Source organism: Pseudomonas sp. 21, from assembly GCF_000955805.1.
Lineage (GTDB): Bacteria > Pseudomonadota > Gammaproteobacteria > Pseudomonadales > Pseudomonadaceae > Pseudomonas.
The window spans coordinates 760,891-781,583 of sequence record NZ_JYOA01000001.1 but is presented as its reverse complement, the minus strand read 5'-3'; the positions used below and the strand labels follow the sequence as shown (position 1 = coordinate 781,583).

Genomic DNA, 20,693 nt, shown 5'->3' with positions numbered 1-20,693 from the left:
CCAGAAGGGGCCCTAGGGCCCCTTTTTTCTTCCCATCTACCGCGCTTGTTTTTTCCCAGTCCTAACCCCATCTTAGGCCGAAGGGTCCAATCCCATCGTTTTGGCCAAGTGCCGCTGTAGAGCCGAATATCATGAAAACACTCGTCGAGTTGCCCCTGCTCCCCCTGCGTGACGTAGTGGTGTATCCGCACATGGTCATCCCGCTTTTCGTGGGACGAGAGAAATCCATCGAGGCCCTCGAGGCCGCCATGACCAGCGACAAGCAGATCCTGTTGCTGGCGCAGAAGAATCCGGCCGACGACGATCCGGGCGCCGACGGCCTGTACCGCATGGGCACCGTGGCCACCGTCCTGCAGCTGCTGAAACTGCCCGATGGCACCGTCAAGGTGCTGGTCGAGGGTGAGCAGCGCGGCCAGGTAGAGCGCTTTATCGACGAAGAAGCCTACTGCCGCGCGGAAGTGTCGATCATTGACGAGGCCTCCGTCGGCGAGCGCGAATCCGAAGTCTTTACCCGCAGCCTGCTCAGCCAGTTCGAGCAGTACGTGCAGTTGGGCAAGAAAGTCCCGGCCGAAGTCCTGTCCTCGCTCAACAGCATCGACGAGCCGGGTCGGCTTGTAGACACCATGGCCGCCCACATGGCGCTGAAGATCGAGCAGAAGCAGGAAATCCTCGAGATCACCGAGCTGTCCGCCCGCGTCGAGCACGTGCTGGCCATGCTGGATGCCGAGATCGACCTGCTGCAGGTTGAAAAGCGCATTCGCGGCCGCGTGAAGAAGCAGATGGAGCGCAGCCAGCGCGAGTACTACCTCAACGAGCAGATGAAGGCCATCCAGAAAGAGCTGGGTGACATCGACGAAGGCCACAACGAAGTCGAGGAGCTGAAGAAGCGCATCGACGCCGCCGGCCTGACCAAGGAAGCCCTGGCCAAGGCCACTGCCGAGCTGAACAAGCTCAAGCAGATGTCGCCGATGTCCGCCGAGGCGACCGTGGTACGTTCCTACATCGACTGGCTGGTGAATGTGCCGTGGAAGGCCGAGAGCAAGGTGCGCCACGACCTGGACAAGGCCGAGGACATCCTCGACGCGGACCACTACGGCCTGGAAGAGGTCAAGGAGCGAATCCTCGAGTATCTCGCCGTACAGAAGCGCGTGAAGAAGCTCAAGGGCCCGGTGCTCTGCCTGGTCGGCCCGCCCGGCGTGGGCAAGACCTCGCTGGCCGAGTCCATCGCCCGAGCGACCAACCGCAAGTTCGTGCGCATGGCCCTGGGCGGCGTGCGTGACGAGGCCGAGATTCGCGGTCACCGTCGCACCTATATCGGTTCCATGCCCGGTCGTCTGATTCAGAAAATGACCAAGGTGGGCGTGCGCAACCCGCTGTTCCTGCTCGACGAGATCGACAAGATGGGCAGCGACATGCGCGGTGACCCCGCGTCGGCGCTGCTGGAAGTGCTCGATCCGGAGCAGAACCACAACTTCAACGACCACTACCTCGAAGTCGACTACGACCTCTCCGACGTGATGTTCCTCTGCACGGCGAACTCCATGAACATTCCGGCAGCGTTGCTGGACCGCATGGAAGTCATCCGTCTGCCGGGTTACACCGAGGACGAGAAGATCAACATCGCTTCGAAATATCTTGTACCGAAACAGACTGCGGCCAATGGTCTCAAGAAGGGCGAGGTGGTCTTCGAGGAAGCGGCTACCCGTGACATCATCCGCTATTACACCCGCGAAGCCGGTGTGCGCAGTCTCGAACGCCAGATCGCCAAGGTCTGCCGCAAGGCGGTCAAGGACGGTGGCAAGGCCAAGCGTATCGACGCCGTGGTGACTCCGGATTCGCTGGAGAACTACCTGGGTGTGCGCAAGTTCCGCTACGGCCTGGCCGAGCAGCAGGACCAGATCGGCCAGGTGACCGGCCTCGCCTGGACCCAGGTGGGCGGTGAATTGCTGACCATCGAATCGGCCATGGTTCCCGGCAAGGGCGCACTGACCAAGACCGGCTCGCTGGGCGATGTCATGGCGGAGTCCATCACCGCCGCGCTGACCGTGGTTCGTAGTCGTTCGAAGAGCCTGGGCATCGCCTCGGACTTCCACGAGAAGCACGATATCCACATCCACGTGCCGGAAGGCGCGACGCCCAAGGACGGCCCTAGCGCGGGCATCGGCATGTGCACTGCGCTGGTTTCGGCGATCACTCAGATCCCGGTTCGTGCGGACGTTGCGATGACCGGCGAGATCACCTTGCGGGGTCAGGTGCTGGCCATTGGTGGCCTGAAGGAAAAACTTCTGGCTGCACACCGGGGTGGAATCAAGACTGTGATCATTCCCGAGGAAAACGTACGAGACCTTAGGGAAATTCCGGATAATATTAAGGCCGATCTCGTTATTAAACCGGTTAAATGGATTGACGAGGTCCTGCAAATTGCGCTGCAATACGCCCCGGAGCCCTTGCCCGATGCGGCTCCCGAGATGGTTGCAAAGGATGAGAAGCGCGAGTCTGATTCCAAGGAGCGAATCAGCACGCATTAGTTGGGGGGCTTTCTTGACACTGTTTTTGAGCCCTTGTTATAAAGCGGCACTTGCTTTGTCAGATGGCAAACCAGCACCTGCTTTTGCTTACACCTAACACATAGAAACATACTCAACAGAAATAAGGGGACTTAGAGTGAACAAGTCGGAACTGATCGATGCTATCGCCGCATCTGCTGATATCCCGAAAGCTGTTGCCGGTCGCGCTCTGGACGCGGTGATCGAGTCCGTAACTGGCGCCCTGAAGGCTGGTGACTCCGTCGTACTGGTAGGCTTCGGCACCTTCGCTGTCAAAGAGCGCGCTGCTCGCACCGGTCGCAACCCGCAAACCGGCAAGCCGATCAAGATCGCTGCTGCTAAGATCCCGGGCTTCAAGGCCGGTAAAGCCCTCAAGGACGCTGTCAACTAAGCGTCTTTTTGGACTTGACCTGGACCGGTTCCAACCTCGGTTGGACCGGTCACGGAGCGATGACCCGGCTGGCGTAGGTCGGTTGGAATCATCAGGGGTCACGGGCTCAATGCCCGCAAGCTCCACCAGTTACGAGAAGGCGCATCCTCGGATGCGCCTTTCTTATATCCGCTTTTTTCCACGCCGCGCCGCCATTGACGGTGGGACGTGGCCGCGTCGGGGGCCGCATGCTGCAAAACATCAGGGACAACTCCCAAGGCTGGATCACCAAGACCATCCTGGGCGTGATCGTTGTCCTCATGGCTTTGACCGGGTTCGATCAGATCATTCGCGCAACCCACCACGAGAACGTCGCTGCTCAGGTCAACGGTGAAGACATCGGTCTGCCGGAACTGCAGCAGGCCGCGGACATGCAGCGTCGCCAGCTGATGCAGCGTCTGGGCAAGGACTTCGATTCGTCCATGCTCGACGACAAGCTGCTCAAGGACTCCGCGCTGAAGTCGCTCATCGAGCGCAAGCTGATCCTGCAGGCCGCCCAGAACGATAAGTTCGCCTTCTCCCAGCAGGCGCTGGATCAACTGATCCTGTCGACTCCTGAATTCCAGGTGGACGGCAAGTTCAGTGCCGAGCGCTTCGACCAGGTCATCCGCCAGATGGGCTATGACCGCATGCAGTTCCGCCGCATGTTCGGCGAGGAAATGCTCATTGGTCAGCTGCGCGCCGGCATCGCCGGTACCGGCTTCGTCACCGATGACGAGCTGAATGCCTTCGCCCGTCTGGAGAAGCAGACCCGAGACTTCGCCACCCTGACCCTCAAGGCCGACCCGGCCAAGAGCAAGGTCGAGGACAGCGAGATCAAGGCGTACTACGACGCCCACAGCACCGAGTTCATGACTCCCGAGCAGGTCACCATCGACTACGTCGAGCTGAAGAAGTCCACCTTCTTCGACCAGGTCGAGGTGAAGAAGGAAGACCTCGATGCCCTCTATCAGAAGGAAATCGCCGGCCTGGCCGAGCAGCGCGACGCCGCGCACATCCTGATCGAGGTGAACGACAAGCAGAACGACCAGCAGGCCAAGGCCAAGATCGACGAGATCAAGGCACGCCTGGACAAGGGTGAAGACTTCGCCAAGCTGGCCAAGGAGCTGTCCAACGACACCGGCTCCGCCGCCAACGGTGGTGATCTCGGCTTCGCCGGTCGTGGCGTGTATGACCCGGCCTTCGAAGAGTCGCTGTATGCGCTGAAGAAGGGCGAAGTTTCCGCCCCGGTGAAGACCTCCTACGGCTGGCACCTGATCAAGCTGCTCGGCGTCGAAGCGCCGGAGGTTCCGACCTTCGACAGCCTGAAGGCCAAGCTGGAGCACGAAGCCAAGACCCAACTGGTCGAGCAACGTTTCGTCGATGCGACCAAGCAGCTGGAAAGCTCCGCCTACGAAGCCTCCGATCTGGGCCAGCCGGCACAGGACATGGGCCTGAAGGTGCAGACCAGCAAGCCGTTCGGCAAGGAAGGTGGTGAGGGTGTGACCGCCAACCGCCAGGTCATCCAGACCGCTTTCAGCCCCGAAGTGCTGGAAGAGGGCGCCAACAGCGGCGCCATCGAACTGGACCCGGATACCGTGGTCGTGCTGCGCGTGAAGGAGCACCACAAGCCTGAGCAGGAAACCCTGGAACAGGTGAGTGCCGATATCCTCAAGCGTCTGCAGGTCGAGCACGCTGCCACCGATGCCAAGGCTCGCGGCGAAGCGCTGCTGGCGGGTCTGCGCGACGGCAAGATCCCTCTGACCCAGGCCCAGGAAGGCCAGGACTGGAAGGTCGTGGAAGCGGCTGCCCGTGGTCAGGAAGGTGTCGATCCGGTTGTGCTGCAGAGCGTGTTCCGCATGGCTCGTCCGGAGGGCGCCGGCAAGCCCAGCCTGGGTGGTGTCGCGCTGCAGAACGGCGACTTCGTGCTGGTCAAGCTCAGTGGTGTGAGCGAGCCGGATGCCAAGCCGACCGAGCAGGAGAAAGCGATGTACCAGCGCTTCCTCGCCTCGCGCAGTGGCCAGGACGATTTCTCCGCGTTCCGCCGCTACCTGCAGGATCAGGCGAAGATCGAGAAGTTCGACGACGCCAAGAAGTAATGAACTGGGGCCGCGCAAGCGGCCCTCGTTTTATCCGGTACAAGAAAAAGGCCGCATCGGCGGCCTTTTTCTTTGCCTGGGAAACGGCTCAGTCGTCGCCCAGCGGGCCCATGGCGGTGGTGTTGAAGCCACCGTCGACATAGAGGATCTCACCGCTGATGCCGCTAGCGAGGTCCGAACAGAGGAAGGCACCGGCGTTGCCGACTTCCTCGATGGTCACATTGCGCCGCAGCGGGGTCTGGCGCTCGTTGGCGGCGAGCATTTTGCGGAAGCTCTTGATGCCCGAGGCGGCCAGGGTACGGATCGGGCCGGCGGAGATGGCGTTGACGCGGGTGCCTTCCGGACCGAGGCTGCCAGCCAGGTAGCGCACGCCGGCTTCCAGGCTCGCCTTGGCCATGCCCATCACGTTGTAGTTGGGCATCGTGCGCTCGGCGCCCAGGTAGGAGAGGGTGAGCAGGCTGCCGTTGCGACCCTGCATAAGTTCGCGGCCGGCCTTGGCCAGGGCGATGAAGCTGTAGGCGCTGATGTCGTGGGCGATGCGGAAACCTTCGCGGGTGGTGACTTCGGTGAAGTCACCGTCGAGCTGGTCGCCCGGTGCGAAGCCCACCGAGTGGACGATGCAGTCCAGGCCATCCCACTGCTTCCCCAGCTCGGCGAACACGGCTGCGATGTCCGCGTCGTTGGCTACGTCACAGGGGAAGCACAGCTCCGCGCTGGAACCCCAGCCAGCAGTGAACTCTTCCACGCGGCCCTTGAGCTTGTCGTTCTGGTAGGTGAAGGCGAGCTCGGCGCCTTCCCGGTGCATCGCCGCGGCGATGCCGGAGGCGATGGACAGCTTGCTGGCGACACCGACGATCAGTACGCGCTTGCCGGTGAGAAATCCCATATCCACTCCTTGATCATGTAATGGTTCAGCTCGCTGCCGGGACCATGAAGGCTGCTTCCAGCAGTTGCTGTGTGTACGCATGCTGCGGTGCGGCGAAGACATCCTCGGCCATGCCCTGTTCGACCACCTTGCCGTGGCGGATCACCATCAACTGGTGGCTGAGGGCTTTCACCACCGCCAGGTCGTGGCTGATGAACAGGTAGGTCAGGTTGTACTTGGCCTGCAGCCCGCGCAGCAGCTCGACAACCTGGCGCTGCACGGTGCGGTCCAGCGCCGAGGTCGGCTCGTCCAGCAGGATCAGCGCCGGCTTGAGCACCAGCGCGCGGGCGATGGCGATGCGCTGCCGCTGGCCACCGGAGAACTCGTGGGGATAGCGGTGGCGGGTATCCGGGTCGAGCCCGACTTCCTTGAGCGCCTCGATGATCGCCTGCTCGCGCTCCTCGGGTGTGCCCATGCCATGGATTTCCAGGCCTTCGCCAACGATCTGGCCCACCGACATGCGCGGGCTGAGGCTGCCGAACGGATCCTGGAAGACTACCTGCATCTCGCGACGCAGGGGCCTGACTTGCGCCTGGTTCATGCCTTCGATGGACTGGCCCTCGAAGCGGATGCCGCCCTGGCTGTTGATCAGGCGCAGGATGGCCAGGCCGAGGGTCGACTTGCCCGAGCCGCTCTCGCCGACGATGCCCAGGGTCTGGCCACGCGGCAGGCTGAAGTCGATGCCGTCCACGGCCTTGACGTGATCGACGGTCTTGCGGAACACGCCTTTCTTGATCGGGAACCACACGCGCAGGTCGTCGACCTCCAGCAAGGGCGCTCCTGGCTCGTTCTGTGCGGGGGTACCACTGGGCTCGGCTCCGAGCAATTCACGCGTGTAGGGGTGCTGGGGGGCCTCGAAGAGGGCTTCGCAATCGGCCTGCTCGACGATGCAGCCGCGTTTCATCACGCAGACGCGATGGGCGATGCGCCGCACCAGGTTGAGGTCGTGGGTGATCAGCAGCATGGCCATGCCCAGGCGCTGCTGCAGGTCGCGCAGCAGGTCGAGGATCTTCAGCTGCACCGTGACGTCCAGCGCCGTGGTCGGTTCGTCGGCGATCAGCAGCTCCGGCTCGCAGGCCAGGGCCATGGCGATCATCACCCGCTGGCGCTGGCCGCCGGAAAGTTCGTGGGGGTAGGCCTTGAGCCGGCTGGCGGGATTGGGGATGCCCACCAGCTCTAGCAGTTCCAGCGTGCGCGCGCGGGCCTGGGCGCCGTTCATGCCCTTGTGCAGCGCCAGTACTTCACCGATCTGCTTCTCGATGCTGTGCAGCGGGTTCAGCGAGGTCATGGGTTCCTGGAACACCATGGCGATGCGGTTGCCGCGGATACTCCGAAGTTTGCGCTCGGGCAGCTTGAGCAGGTCCTTGCCGGCGTACTGGACGCTGCCGGAAGGGTGGCTGGCGGTGGGGTAGGGCAGCAAGCGCAGGATCGAGTGCGCGGTGACCGACTTGCCGGAGCCGCTTTCGCCTACCAGCGCCAGGGTCTCGCCCTTGCGGATGTCGAAGCTGATGTGTTCGACCGCGCGCACCTGTTCGTCGCCGCAGCGGAAATCGACGGACAGGTCGCGCACTTCGATGAGGTTCTCGTTCTGGCTCATGTCACTTCCTCGGGTCGAAGGCATCGCGGGCGGCTTCGCCGATGAACACCAGCAGGCTCAGCATCACGGCCAGCACCACGAAGGCGGTGATGCCCAGCCAGGGCGCCTGCAGGTTGGACTTGCCCTGGGCGACCAGCTCGCCCAGCGACGGCGCGCCGGCGGGCAGGCCGAAGCCGAGGAAGTCCAGGGAGGTCAGGGTGCCGATCGCGCCGGTGAGGATGAAGGGCATGAAGGTCAGGGTGGAGATCATCGCGTTGGGCAGGATGTGGCGGAACATGATCGCGCCGTTGCGCATGCCCAGGGCGCGCGCCGCGCGCACGTACTCCAGGTTCCGGCCACGGAGGAACTCGGCGCGGACCACGTCCACCAGGCTCATCCAGGAGAACAGCAGCATGATTCCCAGCAGCCACCAGAAACTCGGCTGCACGAAGCTGGCGAGGATGATCAGCAGGTAGAGCACCGGCAGGCCCGACCAGATTTCCAGGAAGCGCTGGCCGAGCAGGTCGATCCAGCCGCCATAGAAGCCCTGCAGCGCGCCCACGACGACGCCGACGATGGAGCTCAGCACGGTGAGGATCAGGGCGAACAGCACCGATACGCGGAAGCCGTAGATCACCCGTGCCATCACGTCGCGGGCCTGGTCGTCGGTGCCCAGCCAGTTCTCCGCGGTGGGCGCGGAAGGCGCCGGCACGCGCAGGTCATAGTTGATGGTGTCGTAGCTGTAGGCGATCGGCGGCCAGAGGGTCCAGCCGCCCTTCTGCGCGATCTGCTCGCGCATGTACGGGCTCTTGTAGTTCGCCTCCATGGGGAACTCGCCGCCGAAGGCGGTTTCCGGGTAGCGCTTGACCACCGGGAAGTACCACTGGCCGTCGTAGTGGATCGCCAGGGGCTTGTCGTTGGCGATCAGTTCGGCGCCCAGGCTGAGGATGAACAGCGTGAGGAACAGCCAGAGCGACCACCAGCCACGCTTGTTGGCCTTGAAGCGCGCCCAGCGGCGCAGATTGATGGGAGAAAGGCGCATCGGATTACTCCCGGTTCTCGAAGTCGATGCGCGGATCGACCAGCGTGTAGAGGACGTCGCTGACTAGCTTCATGATCAGGCCGAACAGGGTGAAGATGAACAGCGTGCCGAACACCACCGGGTAGTCGCGGTTCAGCGCCGCCTCGAAGCTGAGCAGGCCCAGGCCGTCGAGGGAGAAGATCACCTCGATCAGCAGCGAGCCGGTGAAGAAGATGCCCAGCAGGGCCGAGGGCAGGCCGGCGATGATCAGCAGCATGGCGTTGCGGAACACGTGGCCGTAGAGCACGCGGCGTTCGGTCAGGCCCTTGGCGCGGGCGGTGACGACATACTGCTTGCCGATCTCGTCGAGGAAGCTGTTCTTGGTCAGCAGGGTGATGGTGGCGAAGTTGCCGATCACCAGCGCGGTGATGGGCAGCGCCAGGTGCCAGAAATAGTCGCGGACCTTGCCGGCCCAGGTCAGTTCGTCGAAGTTGTTGGAGGTCAGTCCTCGTAACGGGAACCAGTCCCAGTAGCTTCCGCCGGCGAACAGCACCACCAGCAGGATGGCGAAGAGGAAGGCGGGGATCGCGTAGCCGACGATGATCGCCGAGCTGGTCCAGACGTCGAAATGGCTGCCGTGGCGCACCGCCTTGGCGATGCCCAGCGGGATCGACACCAGGTACATGATCAGCGTGCTCCACAGCCCCAGGGAGATGGAGACGGGCAGCTTCTCGACGATCAGGTCGGTGACCTTGGCGTCGCGGAAGAAGCTCTGGCCGAAGTCCAGGTGCACGTAGTTCTTGAGCATGATCCAGAAGCGTTCGGGTGCCGGCTTGTCGAAGCCGTACATCTTCTCGATTTCCTTCACCAGCTCCGGGTCCAGGCCCTGGGCGCCGCGATAGTGCGTACCCGCCGCGGCGACTTCGCCGCCGCCGCCGGAGATACGCCCGGTGGCGCCGCCGCTGGCGGCATCGAAGCCCTCCAGCTTGGCGATCATCTGCTCCACCGGGCCGCCGGGGGCGGCCTGGATGATGATGAAGTTGATCAGCAGGATGCCAAACAGGGTGGGGATGATCAGCAGCAGGCGCCGCAGGATGTAGGCCAGCATCAGTTGGCCCCTTGGGCGACGGCGCTGTCAGCCGGCGCCTCGGCTGCAGCTTTGGCAGCGGTCTTGGTCGGTTCGGCCTTCTCGCGGGCCTGCCACCAGGTTTGCAGCGCATAGCTGTAGGGCGGCAGCTTTTCCGGGTGGGCGATGCGGTTCCAGTAGGCGATGCGCCAGTTGCCCAGGTACCAGTTGGGCACCACGTAGTGGCCCCAGAGCAGCGCGCGGTCGAGGGCGCGGGCGTGGCGCACCAGGCTTTCGCGGGAGCCGGCGTTGATCAGGCCTTCCACCAGGGCGTCGATGCCCGGATCGCGCAGGCCGATGAAGTTGCGGCTGCCCGGCTTGTCGGCGCTGCTGGAATGCCAGAACTCGCGCTGCTCGTTGCCCGGCGAGCTGGATTGCGGCCAGCTGCTGACGATCATGTCGTAGTCCCGCGAACGCAGGCGGTTGATGTACTGCGAGACGTCGACCCGGCGCAGCTGCATGTCGATGCCCAGCTCCGCGAGGTTGCGCTTGAAGGGCAGCAGCACACGCTCGAAGTCGGCCTGGGCGAGCATGAACTCGAAGCTCAGCTGCTTGCCGTCGGGGCCGACCATCTTGTCGTTCTCGATCTTGTAGCCGGCCTCCAGCAGTAGCTGGTAGGCCTTGCGCTTCTGCTCGCGGATGATGCCGCTGCCGTCGCTGGTGGGCGGCACGTAGACCTGGGTGAAGACCTCTGGCGGCAGCTTGTCGCGCAGCGGTTCGAGGATTTTCAGCTCCTCCGCATCGGGCAGCTCCTTGGCGGCCATCTCGGAGTTCTCGAAGTAGCTGCCGTCGCGCAGGTAGGAGCCGAAGAACAGCTGCTTGTTGGTCCACTCGAAGTCGAACAGGTTGGTGATCGCCTCGCGCACGCGCGGGTCCTGGAACACCGGGCGGCGGATGTTGAAGGCGTAGGCCTGCATGCCCCACGGGTTACCGTTCACCGGCTCCTCGCGGACGATGCGGCCGTCGCGCACGGCGGGCGAGTCGTAGGCAGTCGCCCAGTTCTTCGCGATGCGCTCGTCGTTGAAGTCGAACTGCCCGGCCTTGAAGGCTTCCAGGGCGACGGTCAGGTCGCGGTAGGACTCCACCACCACGGCGTCGAAGTTGTTGAAGCCGCGGTTCACCGGCAGCTTGTCGCCCCACCAGTCCTTGACCCGCTCGTAGCGGATCGAGCGGCCGGCCTCGACCTTGGCGATGCGGTACGGGCCGCTGCCCAGCGGCGGCTCCATGTTGGTCTTGTTGAAGTCGCGGCTGGCCCACCAGTGCTTGGGCAGGATCGACAGCTGGCCAAGGATCAGCGGCAGCTCGCGGTTGTCGCCGTGCTTGAAGTCGAAGCGCACGCGCAGCTTGTCCTCGGCCACCACCTTGTCGACGTCCGCGTAGTAGTTGCGGTACATCGGGTCGCCGTCCTTCATCAGCGTCTCGAAGGTGAACACCACGTCTTCGGCGGTGACCGGCGTGCCGTCCTGGAAGCGCGCCTCGGGCCGCAGGTAGTAGCGGACGAAGCGGTGCTCCGGGTCCTTCTCGATCTTCTCGGCGAGCAGGCCGTATTCGGTGAAGGGCTCGTCGAGGGAGTGGAAGGTCAGGGTGTCGTAGATCAGGTTGATCTGCGGCGCGGAGTTGCCCTTGGCAATGAAGGGGTTGAGGCTGTCGAAACCGCCGAAATCGGAGAGGCGCAGCGTGCCGCCCTTGGGGGCATCGGCATTGACGAAGTCGAAGTGCTTGAAGTTCGCCGGGTACTTCGGCGCCTCGTCATACAGGGTGATGGCGTGCTGCGGCGCGGCCTGCGCACTGCCCAGCAGTCCCAGCAACAGGCCGGCGCAGAGCGCGGCGCGGCGGGGGCTTTTCATAGGGTTTTCTCCTGGTCTTTTTGCCACCAGGCTCGCAGACCCAGCGTATAGGGCGGCGTGGTGACGAAGGCGAAGCGGTTGCGGTACGCCAGCCGGTGCTTGTTCAGGTACCAGTTGGGAATGCTGTAGTGCTGCCACAGCAGCACCCGGTCCAGGGCGCGTGCGGCAGCTTCCTGCTCATCGCGGTTGGTGGCGCCGAGGAGTTTTTCCAGCATCGCGTCCACCACGGGGTTGGCGATGCCCGCATAGTTCTTGCTGCCCTTGACCGCCACCTGGCTGGAGTGGAAGTACTGCCATTGTTCGAGGCCGGGGCTCAGTGTCTGGGGCAGGGTCATCAGAATCATGTCGTAGTCGAACTGGTCCAGACGTTGTTTGTACTGGGCGCGGTCCACGGTGCGCAAGCTCGCATCGATGCCGATGCTGGCGAGGTTCTCGCGATACGGCTGGAGAATGCGTTCCAGGCTGGGGTTGACCAGCAGGATCTCGAAACGCAGCTGCTTGCCGCTGGCGTCCAGCAAGCGGTCGCCGGAGAGCTTCCAGCCGGCTTCGCCCAATAGACCCAAAGCGTGGCGCAGGGTTTCCCGCGGGATGCCGGCGCCCTTGGTCACCGGGACGGTGAAGGGGCGCTTGAACAGCGCTTCGGGCAGTTGCGAGCGATAGGGCGAGAGCAGCAGCCATTCCTGACCCTGGGGGACGCCGGTGGCCGCAAGGGTGCTGTTGGGGTAGTAGCTGCTGGCGCGCACGTACGCATCGTTGAACAGTGCGCGGTTGGTCCATTCGAAGTCGAACATCATCCCCAGCGCCTCGCGCAGGCGGCGGTCGGCGAAGGTCGCGCGGCGGGTGTTGAGGAACAGCGCCTGGGTCTGGGTGGGTATCTGGTGGGGGATTTCCACCTTCAGCACTTCGCCCCGGCGAACGGCCGGGAAGCGGTAGTTGCTGCGCCAGTTCTTCGCCTGGTGTTCGATGTAGATATCGAACTCGCCGGCCTTGAAGGCTTCGAAGGCGATGCCGGCGTCACGGTAGAAGTCCACCTCGACACGGTCGAAGTTGTACTTGCCGCGATTGACCGGCAGGTCCTTGCCCCACCAGTCCTTGACCCGTTCGAACACCAGGCGGCGTCCCGGCACCACCTCGGTGATGCGGTAGGGGCCGCTACCCAGCGGCGGCTCGAAGGTGGTGGCCTGGAAGTCGCGGCCCTTCCAGTAATGCTGCGGCAGCACCGGCATTTCGCCCAGGCGCAGGATCAGCAGCGGGTTGTCGTGGCGCTTGAAGACGAAACGGATGCTTCGAGCGGAAAGAATGTCGACCCGCTGCACTTCCTGCAGGTTGGTGCGGTACATCGGGTGGCCGTGGTGCAGCAACGTGCGATAGGAGAACGCCACGTCGTAGGCGGTGATCGGCTTGCCGTCGTGGAAGCGGGCTTCCGGGCGCAGGTTGAACACCACCCAGCTGCGGTCCTCGGCGTACTCCACGCTGCGGGCGATCAGACCGTAGCTGGAGGCGGGCTCGTCGCCGGACGGGTCATACAGGCCGGTGCCGACCATCAGTGGCTCGTTCAGCTCACTGACGCCGTACTGCAGGAAGTCCGCAGTGCTGACCGGCGGGCTGCCCTTGAAGGTATAGGGGTTGAGCGTGTCGAAGGTGCCCAGGCCCATCAGCCGCAGCAGGCCGCCCTTGGGTGCCCTGGGGTCGACCCAGTCGAAATGGTCGAAGTTGGCCGGGTACTTGAGGTCGCCGAACTGGGCGTAGCCGTGGCTCTCGGTGATCTGGGCGGAGGCGGGGAGGCCCAGGAAGAGTCCCAGGAACAGGAGAGGCAAGCGACGCATCAGGCGTAGGATCCGATCCCGGCTGGCTGAAGGAGGTTAGCGTCGTACAGTAGCAGCTTGTCCTGGCTGCCAGAAGACATGCGGCCGGGGCTGTGCGCCCCGGCGCAAGGTGAAACTCAGCGGCTGGCGGTGTCGAGGTACAGCGTGATGGTCTGGCCCGGCTTCAGGGCCTGGCCGCTGCGCGGGTTCCAGCGCTTGATGTGCTGCATCTCGACATTGAAGCGCTTGGCGATCAGGTACATCGAATCGCCCTGCTTGACCTTGTAGTAGGTCGCCGTGTCCTGCTTGGCCTTGCTCTTGCTGCTGGAAGCCAGCTGGGTGGCGGCGGCGCTCTGCAGCTTGAGGGTCTGCCCGGGCTTGACGCCATGGCTGTCCAGGCCGTTCCAGCGCTTGAGGTCCGCGACTTCGACGCCGTTCTTCTTGGCGATGTTCCACAGGGTGTCGCCATTCTTCACGGTGTAGCTGCGAGTAGCGACGCGGGCGCTGGCGACGGTCTTCGAGCTTTCCACCTGGGCCAGTTGGCGCGGGCTCTCCGGCTCGATGGTCGGGCGGCCGGGCTGGCCGGGGATGACCAGGGTCTGGCCATTGCGCAGGCGGTTGGCGCTCAGGCGGTTGGCTGCCTTGAGCTCGGCCACGCTCAGGCGGTAGCGCTGGGCGATGCTGTGCAGGCTGTCGCCTTTGCGCACGCGGTAATGGCCGTTGTTCGACGCCACCAGGGGCTTGACCTGCACCGGCTCCAGGTTCGCGACGCCGGCCTTGAGGGAGTCGGCCTTGGCCAGGGGCACCAGCAGGTGATGCGGGCCATCCAGGGTCACGCCGCGCTTGAAGGCGGGGTTGAGCTGTTGCAGTTCGTCCTGGTCCAGGTCCCCCGCAGCGGCCACCTGGGAGAGATCCAGGCCCGGCTTGACGCGGATCGAGGTGAAGTAGGGCTGGTTGGCGATCGGGCTGAGGTTGATGCCGTAGATGGTCGGGGCATTCACCAGTTGCGACAGGGCCAGCAGCTTGGGCACGTAGTCCTGGGTCTCCTGCGGCAGCGGCAGGTTCCAGTAGTCGGTGGGCAGGCCGAGGCGCTCGTTGCGCTCGATCGCGCGGCTGACGGTACCTTCGCCGGCGTTGTAGGCGGCCAGCGCGAGCAGCCAGTCGCCGTTGAACATGTCGTGCAGGCGGTTCAGGTAGGTCAGCGCGGCGTTGGTCGACGCGGTGATGTCGCGGCGGCCGTCATAGAAGTTGGTCTGGCGCAGGTTGAAGTGAGTGCCGGTGCTCGGGATGAATTGCCACAGGCCAACGGCCTGGGCGCGCGACACGGCCATCGGGTTGTACGAGCTCTCGATCATCGGCAGCAGCGCCAGCTCCAGCGGCATGTCGCGCTCTTCCAGGCGCTCGACGACGTAGTGCATGTAAGGCGCGCCGCGCTCGCTGGCGTTCTCCAGGAACGACTGGTTGCTCATGAACCACAGCCGCTGGCGCTCAATGCGCGGGTTGGTATTGAACTGATCCTGCAGCTGGAAGCCGCCACGCATACGTTCCCAGATATCGTTCTGGGCCTGGTTCCAGGCGGGGTTGAACTGCACGTCGACTGCGCGGGAGGCGCTGCGGACCTGGTTGTTGCTGGCGGTCTGCTGGGTCGACTGGCAGCCTGCCAGGCCCGCCGCGAGGAGGACAATGGAGACTCGGATGGCTCGTGCCAATGCGTCTAGATCGGAGGTCTTTCTGGTCTTGGGCGGCATTGGCTGATGACTATGTCCGGGGCAAAAATTTCGGCGATTCTAGAAACCGGGCCTGCCCTGGTCAAGATTTCGCCAGCCTTCAGAACTGATCCTTCCAGCGGCGAATGGTCGCAAAGACCTCTTCCGGCGTGCGGATTTGCTGGCCGCTCCGCTCGTCGGCGACTTTCTTAACGGATGTTTCCGACACGCGAAGGAAAGGATTCGTCGCGCGTTCTAGGGCAATGGAAGAAGGAAGACTGATCTTCCCCTGTTCGCGCCAGCGGCTGACTTCCTCGAAGCGCGCCAGGACCTCGGGATTCTCCGGTTCGACTGCACAGGCGAAGCGCAGGTTGCTCAGGGTGTACTCGTGGGTGCAGTACACGGCGGTGTCGCCGGGCAGGGCAGCCAGCCGGCTCAGCGATGCATGCATCTGTGCTGGCGTGCCCTCGAACAGGCGGCCGCATCCGGCGGCGAACAGGGTGTCGCCGCAGAACAGCAAGGGCTGCTCTGCGTCGTCATGGCTGCCTGTCGAGTGGAAATAGGCGATATGCCCGAGAGTGTGGCCGGGGACATGGATGACTTCGAACGCGAGGCCGAGTACTTCGATACGGTCGCCGTCTTCCAGCGCCACATAGCGCCCCGGAATTTTTTCCCCGGCCGGACCCAGTACGCGGGCGCCGGTTTCCGCCTTGAGGCGGGCGACACCACCGACGTGGTCGGCATGGTGGTGGGTGATGATGATGTCGGTCAGCTTCCAGCCGGGATGAGCCTGAAGCCATTGCTCGACCGGCGCGGCGTCACCCGGATCGACCACCGCGCATTCGCGGCGGGTCACATCCTGCAACAGCCAGAGGTAGTTGTCGGAAAAGGCGGGCAGGGCATCTATCTGTATCATGGGTGGAAAGTCGCCAAGTGGTGGGCATTGGCGCATAGTAGTGCGGATACGCACTTTTGTGTCGCGCTGTCCCACAGGGGGTAGTGATGATCGAAGAACCCTTCGCCCAGGCCGATGCCGACTGGCTCGAACTGATCGACCAGGCCCGCGACTGGCTGTCCGGGCCGATCGGCGGAATGATGCTCGCCGAAGAACAGCAATTGCTGATCGACGAGCTGGAGCGCTATTTCGGCGGCTACCTGGTGCATTACGGGCCGCATGCGCAACTGCCGGCGAGCGTCGGCAATATCCAGCGTGGCGTGCGCCTCGGGCCACCGTTGCCCGGCGTGGAGATCGCCTGCGACGAGGCCGCCTGGCCGCTGGGCGAACATGCTGCCGATGTGGTGCTGCTGCACCATGGCCTGGATTTCTGCCTGTCGCCGCACCGTCTGCTGCGCGAAGCCGCGCGCAGTGTGCGCCCGGGCGGGCACTTGCTGGTGGTCGGGGTGAACCCCTGGAGCGCCTGGGGCATTCGCCACTACTTCGCCCGCGACGCCTTGCGCCGCGCTCGCTGCATCTCGCCGAACCGGGTTTGCGACTGGCTCAACCTGCTGGGCTTCGCGCTGGAGAAACGCCGCTTCGGGTGTTATCGTCCGCCGCTTGCATCGGCGAAATGGCAGGGCCGTCTGGCCCGCATGGAGACCTGGGGACCCGTCCTGCAGGGTTCCGGCGCCGGCTTCTATCTATTGGTGGCGCGCAAGCTGGTGGTCGGTCTGCGGCCCCTGCGCCAGCCCCGTCGCGAGCCGCGCGGCCAACTGGTGCCGCTGCCGGTGGCCAAGGTCAGCCGCCGCGATTCCGAGTCCTGAAAGCGAGCCAAATGAGCGAAGAGAAAGTCGAGATCTACACCGACGGCGCCTGCAAGGGCAACCCCGGCCCGGGTGGCTGGGGCGCCGTGCTGTTCTACAAGGGCGCCGAGCGCGAGCTGTGGGGCGGCGAGGCCGAAACCACCAACAACCGCATGGAACTGATGGCCGCGATCATGGCCCTGGCCGCGCTCAAGCGGCATTGCGAGGTGCGCATCGTCACTGACTCGCAGTACGTCATGCAGGGCATCACCGAGTGGATGGTCAACTGGAAGAAACGTGGCTGGAAGACCGCCGCCAAGCAGCCGGTGAAGAATGCCGACCTGTGGCAGGCGCTGGACGAGCAGGTGAACCGGCATAATGTCGAATGGCGCTGGGTGCGCGGCCACACCGGCCACCCCGGCAACGAGCGCGCGGACATGCTGGCCAACCGTGGCGTGAGCGAGCTGCCGCGCTAAGCGTCCCGTTATCAGGATCAAGGTCGCCCGGAGCCATCCGGGCGCATCAATCGCAAGAAGGTTTCACACAGAATGCGCAGCGTCGTACTCGATACTGAAACGACCGGTATGCCGGTCACCGACGGCCACCGGATCATCGAGATCGGTTGCGTCGAACTTGACGGTCGCCGCCTGACCGGCCGGCACTTCCATGTCTACCTGCAGCCCGATCGCGAGATCGACGAAGGCGCCATTGCGGTCCACGGCATCACCAATGAATACGTCAAGGACATGCCGCGCTTCCGCGAAGTGGCGGATGACTTCTTCGAGTTCATCAAGGGTGCTCAGCTGATCATCCACAACGCGGCGTTCGACGTCGGCTTCATCAACAACGAGTTCGCCCTGCTGGGGCAGACCGAGCGCGCGGACGTCGCTGACTACTGCGGCATCCTCGACACCCTGCTGATGGCCCGCGAGCGCCATCCGGGCCAGCGCAACAACCTCGATGCCCTGTGCAAGCGTTATGGCGTCGACAACTCCGGCCGTGACCTGCACGGCGCATTGCTCGATGCCGAGATTCTCGCCGACGTCTACCTGGCGATGACCGGTGGCCAGACCAGCCTGTCGCTGGCTGGCAACGGTGCCGAAGGTGATGGCAGCGGCCGCGCCACTGCTTCGGCGATCCGTCGCCTGGCGGCGGAGCGTGGGTTGACCCGGGTGATCCGCGCCACCGATGCGGAGATCGAGGCGCATGTGGCGCGCCTGGCGGTGATCGAGAAGTCTGCTGGCGGCCCGTCGCTGTGGGCGCAGATGGAAGCGCCGAAGGAGTGATTCTCCGCGCTGTCTGAAAAAGGCCGCCGTCGGGCGGCCTTTTTCATTGCGCCGCGATTACCGCTGCAGGAGCGGGCCATGCCCGCGATCCGTCGGCAGGGCCGGCGCCGTTCCCTGCTCGGATGTTGATCCTGTGCGGAAGTTTCTCTTGAAGTCCCAAAGAGCAAGAACAAAGCGCTCAGCACGGGGAGTCCTGTCAGCCACGCGACGTTTTATTACAGCGCTCAGCCGGGTGCATTCCCTTACATTCCGTGGGTCCATACTCTGAAAGGGATCGACGCCAGTCGTACGTCCATTCAGGGGTTCACAATGTACAAAGATCTGAAATTCCCCATCCTCATCGTTCACCGCGACATCAAGGCCGACACCGTGGCCGGCGACCGGGTGAGGGATATCGCGCGGGAGCTGGAGCAGGACGGCTTCAGCATCCTTTCCACCGCCAGCTCCGCCGAGGGGCGCATCGTCGCCTCGACCCACCACGGCCTCGCCTGCATCCTGGTCGCCGCCGAGGGGGCAGGGGAGAACCAGCGCCTCCTGCAGGACGTGGTGGAGCTGATTCGCATGGCGCGGGTGCGCGCGCCGCAACTGCCGATCTTCGCGCTCGGCGAGCAGATGACCATCGAGAACGCGCCGGCCGAGTCCATGGCCGACCTGCACCAACTGCGCGGCATTCTCTACCTGTTCGAAGATACCGTTCCCTTCCTCGCCCGCCAGGTCAGCCGCGCCGCGCGCAAGTATCTCGAAGGCCTGCTGCCGCCGTTCTTCCGCGCACTGGTGGAGCACACCGCGCAGTCCAACTATTCCTGGCACACGCCCGGCCATGGCGGCGGCGTGGCTTATCGCAAGAGCCCGGTAGGGCAGGCGTTCCACCAGTTCTTCGGGGAGAACACCCTGCGTTCGGACCTCTCCGTCTCGGTGCCCGAGCTGGGCTCGCTGCTCGATCACACCGGCCCGCTGGCCGAGGCGGAAGCCCGCGCGGCGCGCAATTTCGGCGCCGACCATACCTTCTTCGTGATCAACGGCACGTCCACGGCGAACAAGATCGTCTGGCACTCCATGGTCTGTCGCGACGACCTGGTGCTGGTGGATCGCAACTGCCACAAGTCGATCCTCCATTCGATCATCATGACCGGCGCCATCCCGCTGTACCTGACGCCGGAGCGCAACGAGCTGGGCATCATCGGGCCGATCCCGCTGTCCGAGTTCAGCCGCGAATCCATCGCCGCGAAGATCGAAGCCAGCCCCCTGGCGCGCGGCCGCGAGCCCAAGGTAAGGCTGGCGGTGGTGACCAACTCCACTTATGACGGTCTCTGCTACAACGCGCAGATGATCAAGCAAGCGTTGGGCGACAGTGTCGAGGTGCTGCATTTCGACGAAGCCTGGTACGCCTACGCGGCCTTCCACGAGTTCTACGCCGGGCGTTACGGCATGGGCACCAGCCGCGACGACAGCGGCCCGCTGGTGTTTACCACCCACTCCACGCACAAGATGCTCGCGGCCTTCAGCCAGGCCTCGATGATCCACGTGCAGGATGCCGGCGCGCGGCGCTTCGAGCAGGCGCGCTTCAACGAAGCCTTCATGATGCACATCTCCACTTCGCCGCAGTACGGCATCATCGCCTCGCTGGACGTGGCCTCGGCGATGATGGAAGGCCCGGCGGGGCGCTCGCTGATCCAGGAGACCTTCGACGAAGCCCTGAGCTTCCGCCGTGCCCTGGCCAACGTGCAGCAGAACCTCGCCGAGGACGACTGGTGGTTCTGCGTCTGGCAGCCACCGGGTGTGGAGGGCACCGACGAGGTGAAGACCCGTGACTGGGTGCTGGAGCCCAACGCCGACTGGCACGGCTTCGGCGATGCGGTGGAAGACTACGTGCTGCTCGACCCGATCAAGGTCACCCTGGCCACGCCGGGGCTCACCGCCGGTGGACGCCTGGACTCGCGCGGGATTCCTGCCGCGGTCGTCAGCCGCTTCCTCTGGGAGCGTGGGCTGGTGGTGGAGAAGACCGGGTTGTACTCCTTCCTCGTGCTGTTCTCCATGGGCGTGACCAAGGGCAAGTGGAGCACCCTGGTCACCGAGTTGCTGGAGTTCAAGCGCAGCTACGACGCCAACCAGCCGTTGGCGGACGCGCTGCCCAGCGTCGCCCAGGCCGGCGGCCCGCGTTATGCGGGCATGGGCCTGCGCGACCTGTGCGACGAACTGCACCGCTGCTACCGCGACCACGCCACGGCCAAGGCGATGAAGCGCATGTACACGGTGCTACCGGAAATCGCCATGCGCCCGGCGGACGCTTACGCGCAACTGGTGCGCGGGGAGGTCGAGGCGGTGCCTATCGATCGGCTGGAAGGGCGTATCGCCGCCGTGATGCTGGTGCCATATCCGCCAGGCATCCCGCTGATCATGCCGGGCGAACGGTTCACCGAATCCACCCGCTCCATACTCGATTACCTGGCCTTCGCCCAGAGTTTCGAGCGCAACTTCCCCGGCTTCGATTCCGACGTCCATGGCCTGCAGGTGCGCGAGGTAGACGGCGAGAAGCGCTACACCGTGGAGTGCTGCAAGTGACCGTCCGGCTCCTGACAGCAGTGACATACATCACTGTATGAAAAG

15 protein-coding genes are annotated in these 20,693 nt (G+C 64.3%); 7 read left to right on the top strand and 8 right to left on the bottom strand.

The window, feature by feature from the left end; all coding sequences use genetic code 11:
* The first annotated feature begins 131 nt into the window (after positions 1–131).
* The 3 genes from lon to UB43_RS03345 all read left to right on the top strand — a co-directional run bounded on the left by lon (position 132) and on the right by UB43_RS03345 (position 5,054).
* The gene (lon, locus tag UB43_RS03355; RefSeq protein WP_045208393.1) at positions 132–2,528 is read left to right on the top strand and encodes an endopeptidase La; all 2,397 of its coding nucleotides are present in this window, start codon (positions 132–134) and stop codon (positions 2,526–2,528) included.
* Positions 2,529–2,664: 136 nt separating this feature from the next.
* A complete protein-coding gene (hupB, locus tag UB43_RS03350) occupies positions 2,665–2,937 on the top strand; it encodes a nucleoid-associated protein HU-beta (protein WP_003087931.1) in 273 nt (90 codons plus the stop codon).
* A gap of 227 nt (positions 2,938–3,164) precedes the next feature.
* Positions 3,165–5,054, top strand: a complete 1,890-nt coding sequence (locus UB43_RS03345; protein WP_045208386.1) for a SurA N-terminal domain-containing protein — start codon at positions 3,165–3,167, stop codon at positions 5,052–5,054.
* An 88-nt stretch (positions 5,055–5,142) separates the two neighbouring features.
* Here UB43_RS03345 and fabI read toward each other — a convergent pair whose 3' ends face one another.
* The 8 genes from fabI to gloB form a co-directional block, all read right to left on the bottom strand.
* A complete protein-coding gene (gene fabI / locus UB43_RS03340; protein ID WP_045208384.1) occupies positions 5,143–5,940 on the bottom strand; it encodes an enoyl-ACP reductase FabI in 798 nt (265 codons plus the stop codon).
* A gap of 25 nt (positions 5,941–5,965) precedes the next feature.
* Positions 5,966–7,576, bottom strand: coding sequence for an ABC transporter ATP-binding protein (locus UB43_RS03335; RefSeq protein WP_045208383.1), 1,611 nt, complete (start codon positions 7,574–7,576; stop codon positions 5,966–5,968).
* A 1-nt stretch (position 7,577) separates the two neighbouring features.
* Positions 7,578–8,597 carry an ABC transporter permease gene (locus tag UB43_RS03330; protein ID WP_045208382.1) on the bottom strand — a complete coding sequence of 340 codons (1,020 nt, stop codon included), beginning with the start codon at positions 8,595–8,597 and terminating at the stop codon, positions 7,578–7,580.
* Between the two features lie 4 nt (positions 8,598–8,601).
* Entirely contained in the window at positions 8,602–9,684 is a 1,083-nt protein-coding gene (locus UB43_RS03325; protein ID WP_024763285.1) for a microcin C ABC transporter permease YejB, read from the bottom strand.
* On the bottom strand, positions 9,684–11,549 hold the full coding sequence (locus tag UB43_RS03320) for an extracellular solute-binding protein (RefSeq protein WP_045208379.1): 1,866 nt from the start codon (positions 11,547–11,549) through the stop codon (positions 9,684–9,686). The genes UB43_RS03325 and UB43_RS03320 overlap by 1 nt, the downstream gene beginning before the upstream one ends.
* Entirely contained in the window at positions 11,546–13,375 is a 1,830-nt protein-coding gene (locus UB43_RS03315) for an extracellular solute-binding protein (protein ID WP_045208377.1), read from the bottom strand. The genes UB43_RS03320 and UB43_RS03315 overlap by 4 nt, the downstream gene beginning before the upstream one ends.
* Positions 13,376–13,491: 116 nt before the next feature.
* Positions 13,492–15,102 (bottom strand): LysM peptidoglycan-binding domain-containing protein, encoded by a 1,611-nt coding sequence (locus UB43_RS03310; protein WP_045208376.1) that lies wholly within the window; start codon positions 15,100–15,102, stop codon positions 13,492–13,494.
* A gap of 79 nt (positions 15,103–15,181) precedes the next feature.
* Positions 15,182–15,976 (bottom strand): hydroxyacylglutathione hydrolase, encoded by a 795-nt coding sequence (gene gloB, locus UB43_RS03305; protein WP_045208375.1) that lies wholly within the window; start codon positions 15,974–15,976, stop codon positions 15,182–15,184.
* Positions 15,977–16,065: 89 nt separating this feature from the next.
* Here gloB and UB43_RS03300 point away from each other — a divergent pair, with 89 nt between their 5' ends.
* From UB43_RS03300 to UB43_RS03285, 4 genes are all read left to right on the top strand, one after another.
* Positions 16,066–16,821, top strand: coding sequence for a class I SAM-dependent methyltransferase (locus tag UB43_RS03300; protein ID WP_156160343.1), 756 nt, complete (start codon positions 16,066–16,068; stop codon positions 16,819–16,821).
* An 11-nt stretch (positions 16,822–16,832) separates the two neighbouring features.
* Positions 16,833–17,276, top strand: a complete 444-nt coding sequence (gene rnhA / locus UB43_RS03295; RefSeq protein WP_045208371.1) for a ribonuclease HI — start codon at positions 16,833–16,835, stop codon at positions 17,274–17,276.
* A 72-nt stretch (positions 17,277–17,348) separates the two neighbouring features.
* Positions 17,349–18,086 (top strand): DNA polymerase III subunit epsilon, encoded by a 738-nt coding sequence (gene dnaQ, locus UB43_RS03290; protein ID WP_045208368.1) that lies wholly within the window; start codon positions 17,349–17,351, stop codon positions 18,084–18,086.
* Between the two features lie 309 nt (positions 18,087–18,395).
* Positions 18,396–20,648, top strand: coding sequence for an arginine/lysine/ornithine decarboxylase (locus UB43_RS03285; protein ID WP_045208366.1), 2,253 nt, complete (start codon positions 18,396–18,398; stop codon positions 20,646–20,648).
* The last annotated feature ends 45 nt before the right edge of the window (positions 20,649–20,693 follow it).

Bases quoted from the DNA above. Each gene is read 5' to 3' on its own strand.
- UB43_RS03335 (WP_045208383.1), bottom strand. From the start codon at position 7,576: ATGAGCCAGAACGAGAACCTCATCGAAGTGCGCGACCTGTCCGTCGAT.
- UB43_RS03320 (WP_045208379.1), bottom strand. From the start codon at position 11,549: ATGAAAAGCCCCCGCCGCGCCGCGCTCTGCGCCGGCCTGTTGCTGGGA.
- UB43_RS03315 (WP_045208377.1), bottom strand. From the start codon at position 13,375: ATGCGTCGCTTGCCTCTCCTGTTCCTGGGACTCTTCCTGGGCCTCCCC.
- UB43_RS03325 (WP_024763285.1), bottom strand. From the start codon at position 9,684: ATGCTGGCCTACATCCTGCGGCGCCTGCTGCTGATCATCCCCACCCTG.
- gloB (WP_045208375.1), bottom strand. From the start codon at position 15,976: ATGATACAGATAGATGCCCTGCCCGCCTTTTCCGACAACTACCTCTGG.
- dnaQ (WP_045208368.1), top strand. From the start codon at position 17,349: ATGCGCAGCGTCGTACTCGATACTGAAACGACCGGTATGCCGGTCACC.
- UB43_RS03285 (WP_045208366.1), top strand. From the start codon at position 18,396: ATGTACAAAGATCTGAAATTCCCCATCCTCATCGTTCACCGCGACATC.
- lon (WP_045208393.1), top strand. From the start codon at position 132: ATGAAAACACTCGTCGAGTTGCCCCTGCTCCCCCTGCGTGACGTAGTG.
- UB43_RS03310 (WP_045208376.1), bottom strand. From the start codon at position 15,102: ATGCCGCCCAAGACCAGAAAGACCTCCGATCTAGACGCATTGGCACGA.
- UB43_RS03330 (WP_045208382.1), bottom strand. From the start codon at position 8,597: ATGCGCCTTTCTCCCATCAATCTGCGCCGCTGGGCGCGCTTCAAGGCC.
- UB43_RS03345 (WP_045208386.1), top strand. From the start codon at position 3,165: ATGCTGCAAAACATCAGGGACAACTCCCAAGGCTGGATCACCAAGACC.
- fabI (WP_045208384.1), bottom strand. From the start codon at position 5,940: ATGGGATTTCTCACCGGCAAGCGCGTACTGATCGTCGGTGTCGCCAGC.
- rnhA (WP_045208371.1), top strand. From the start codon at position 16,833: ATGAGCGAAGAGAAAGTCGAGATCTACACCGACGGCGCCTGCAAGGGC.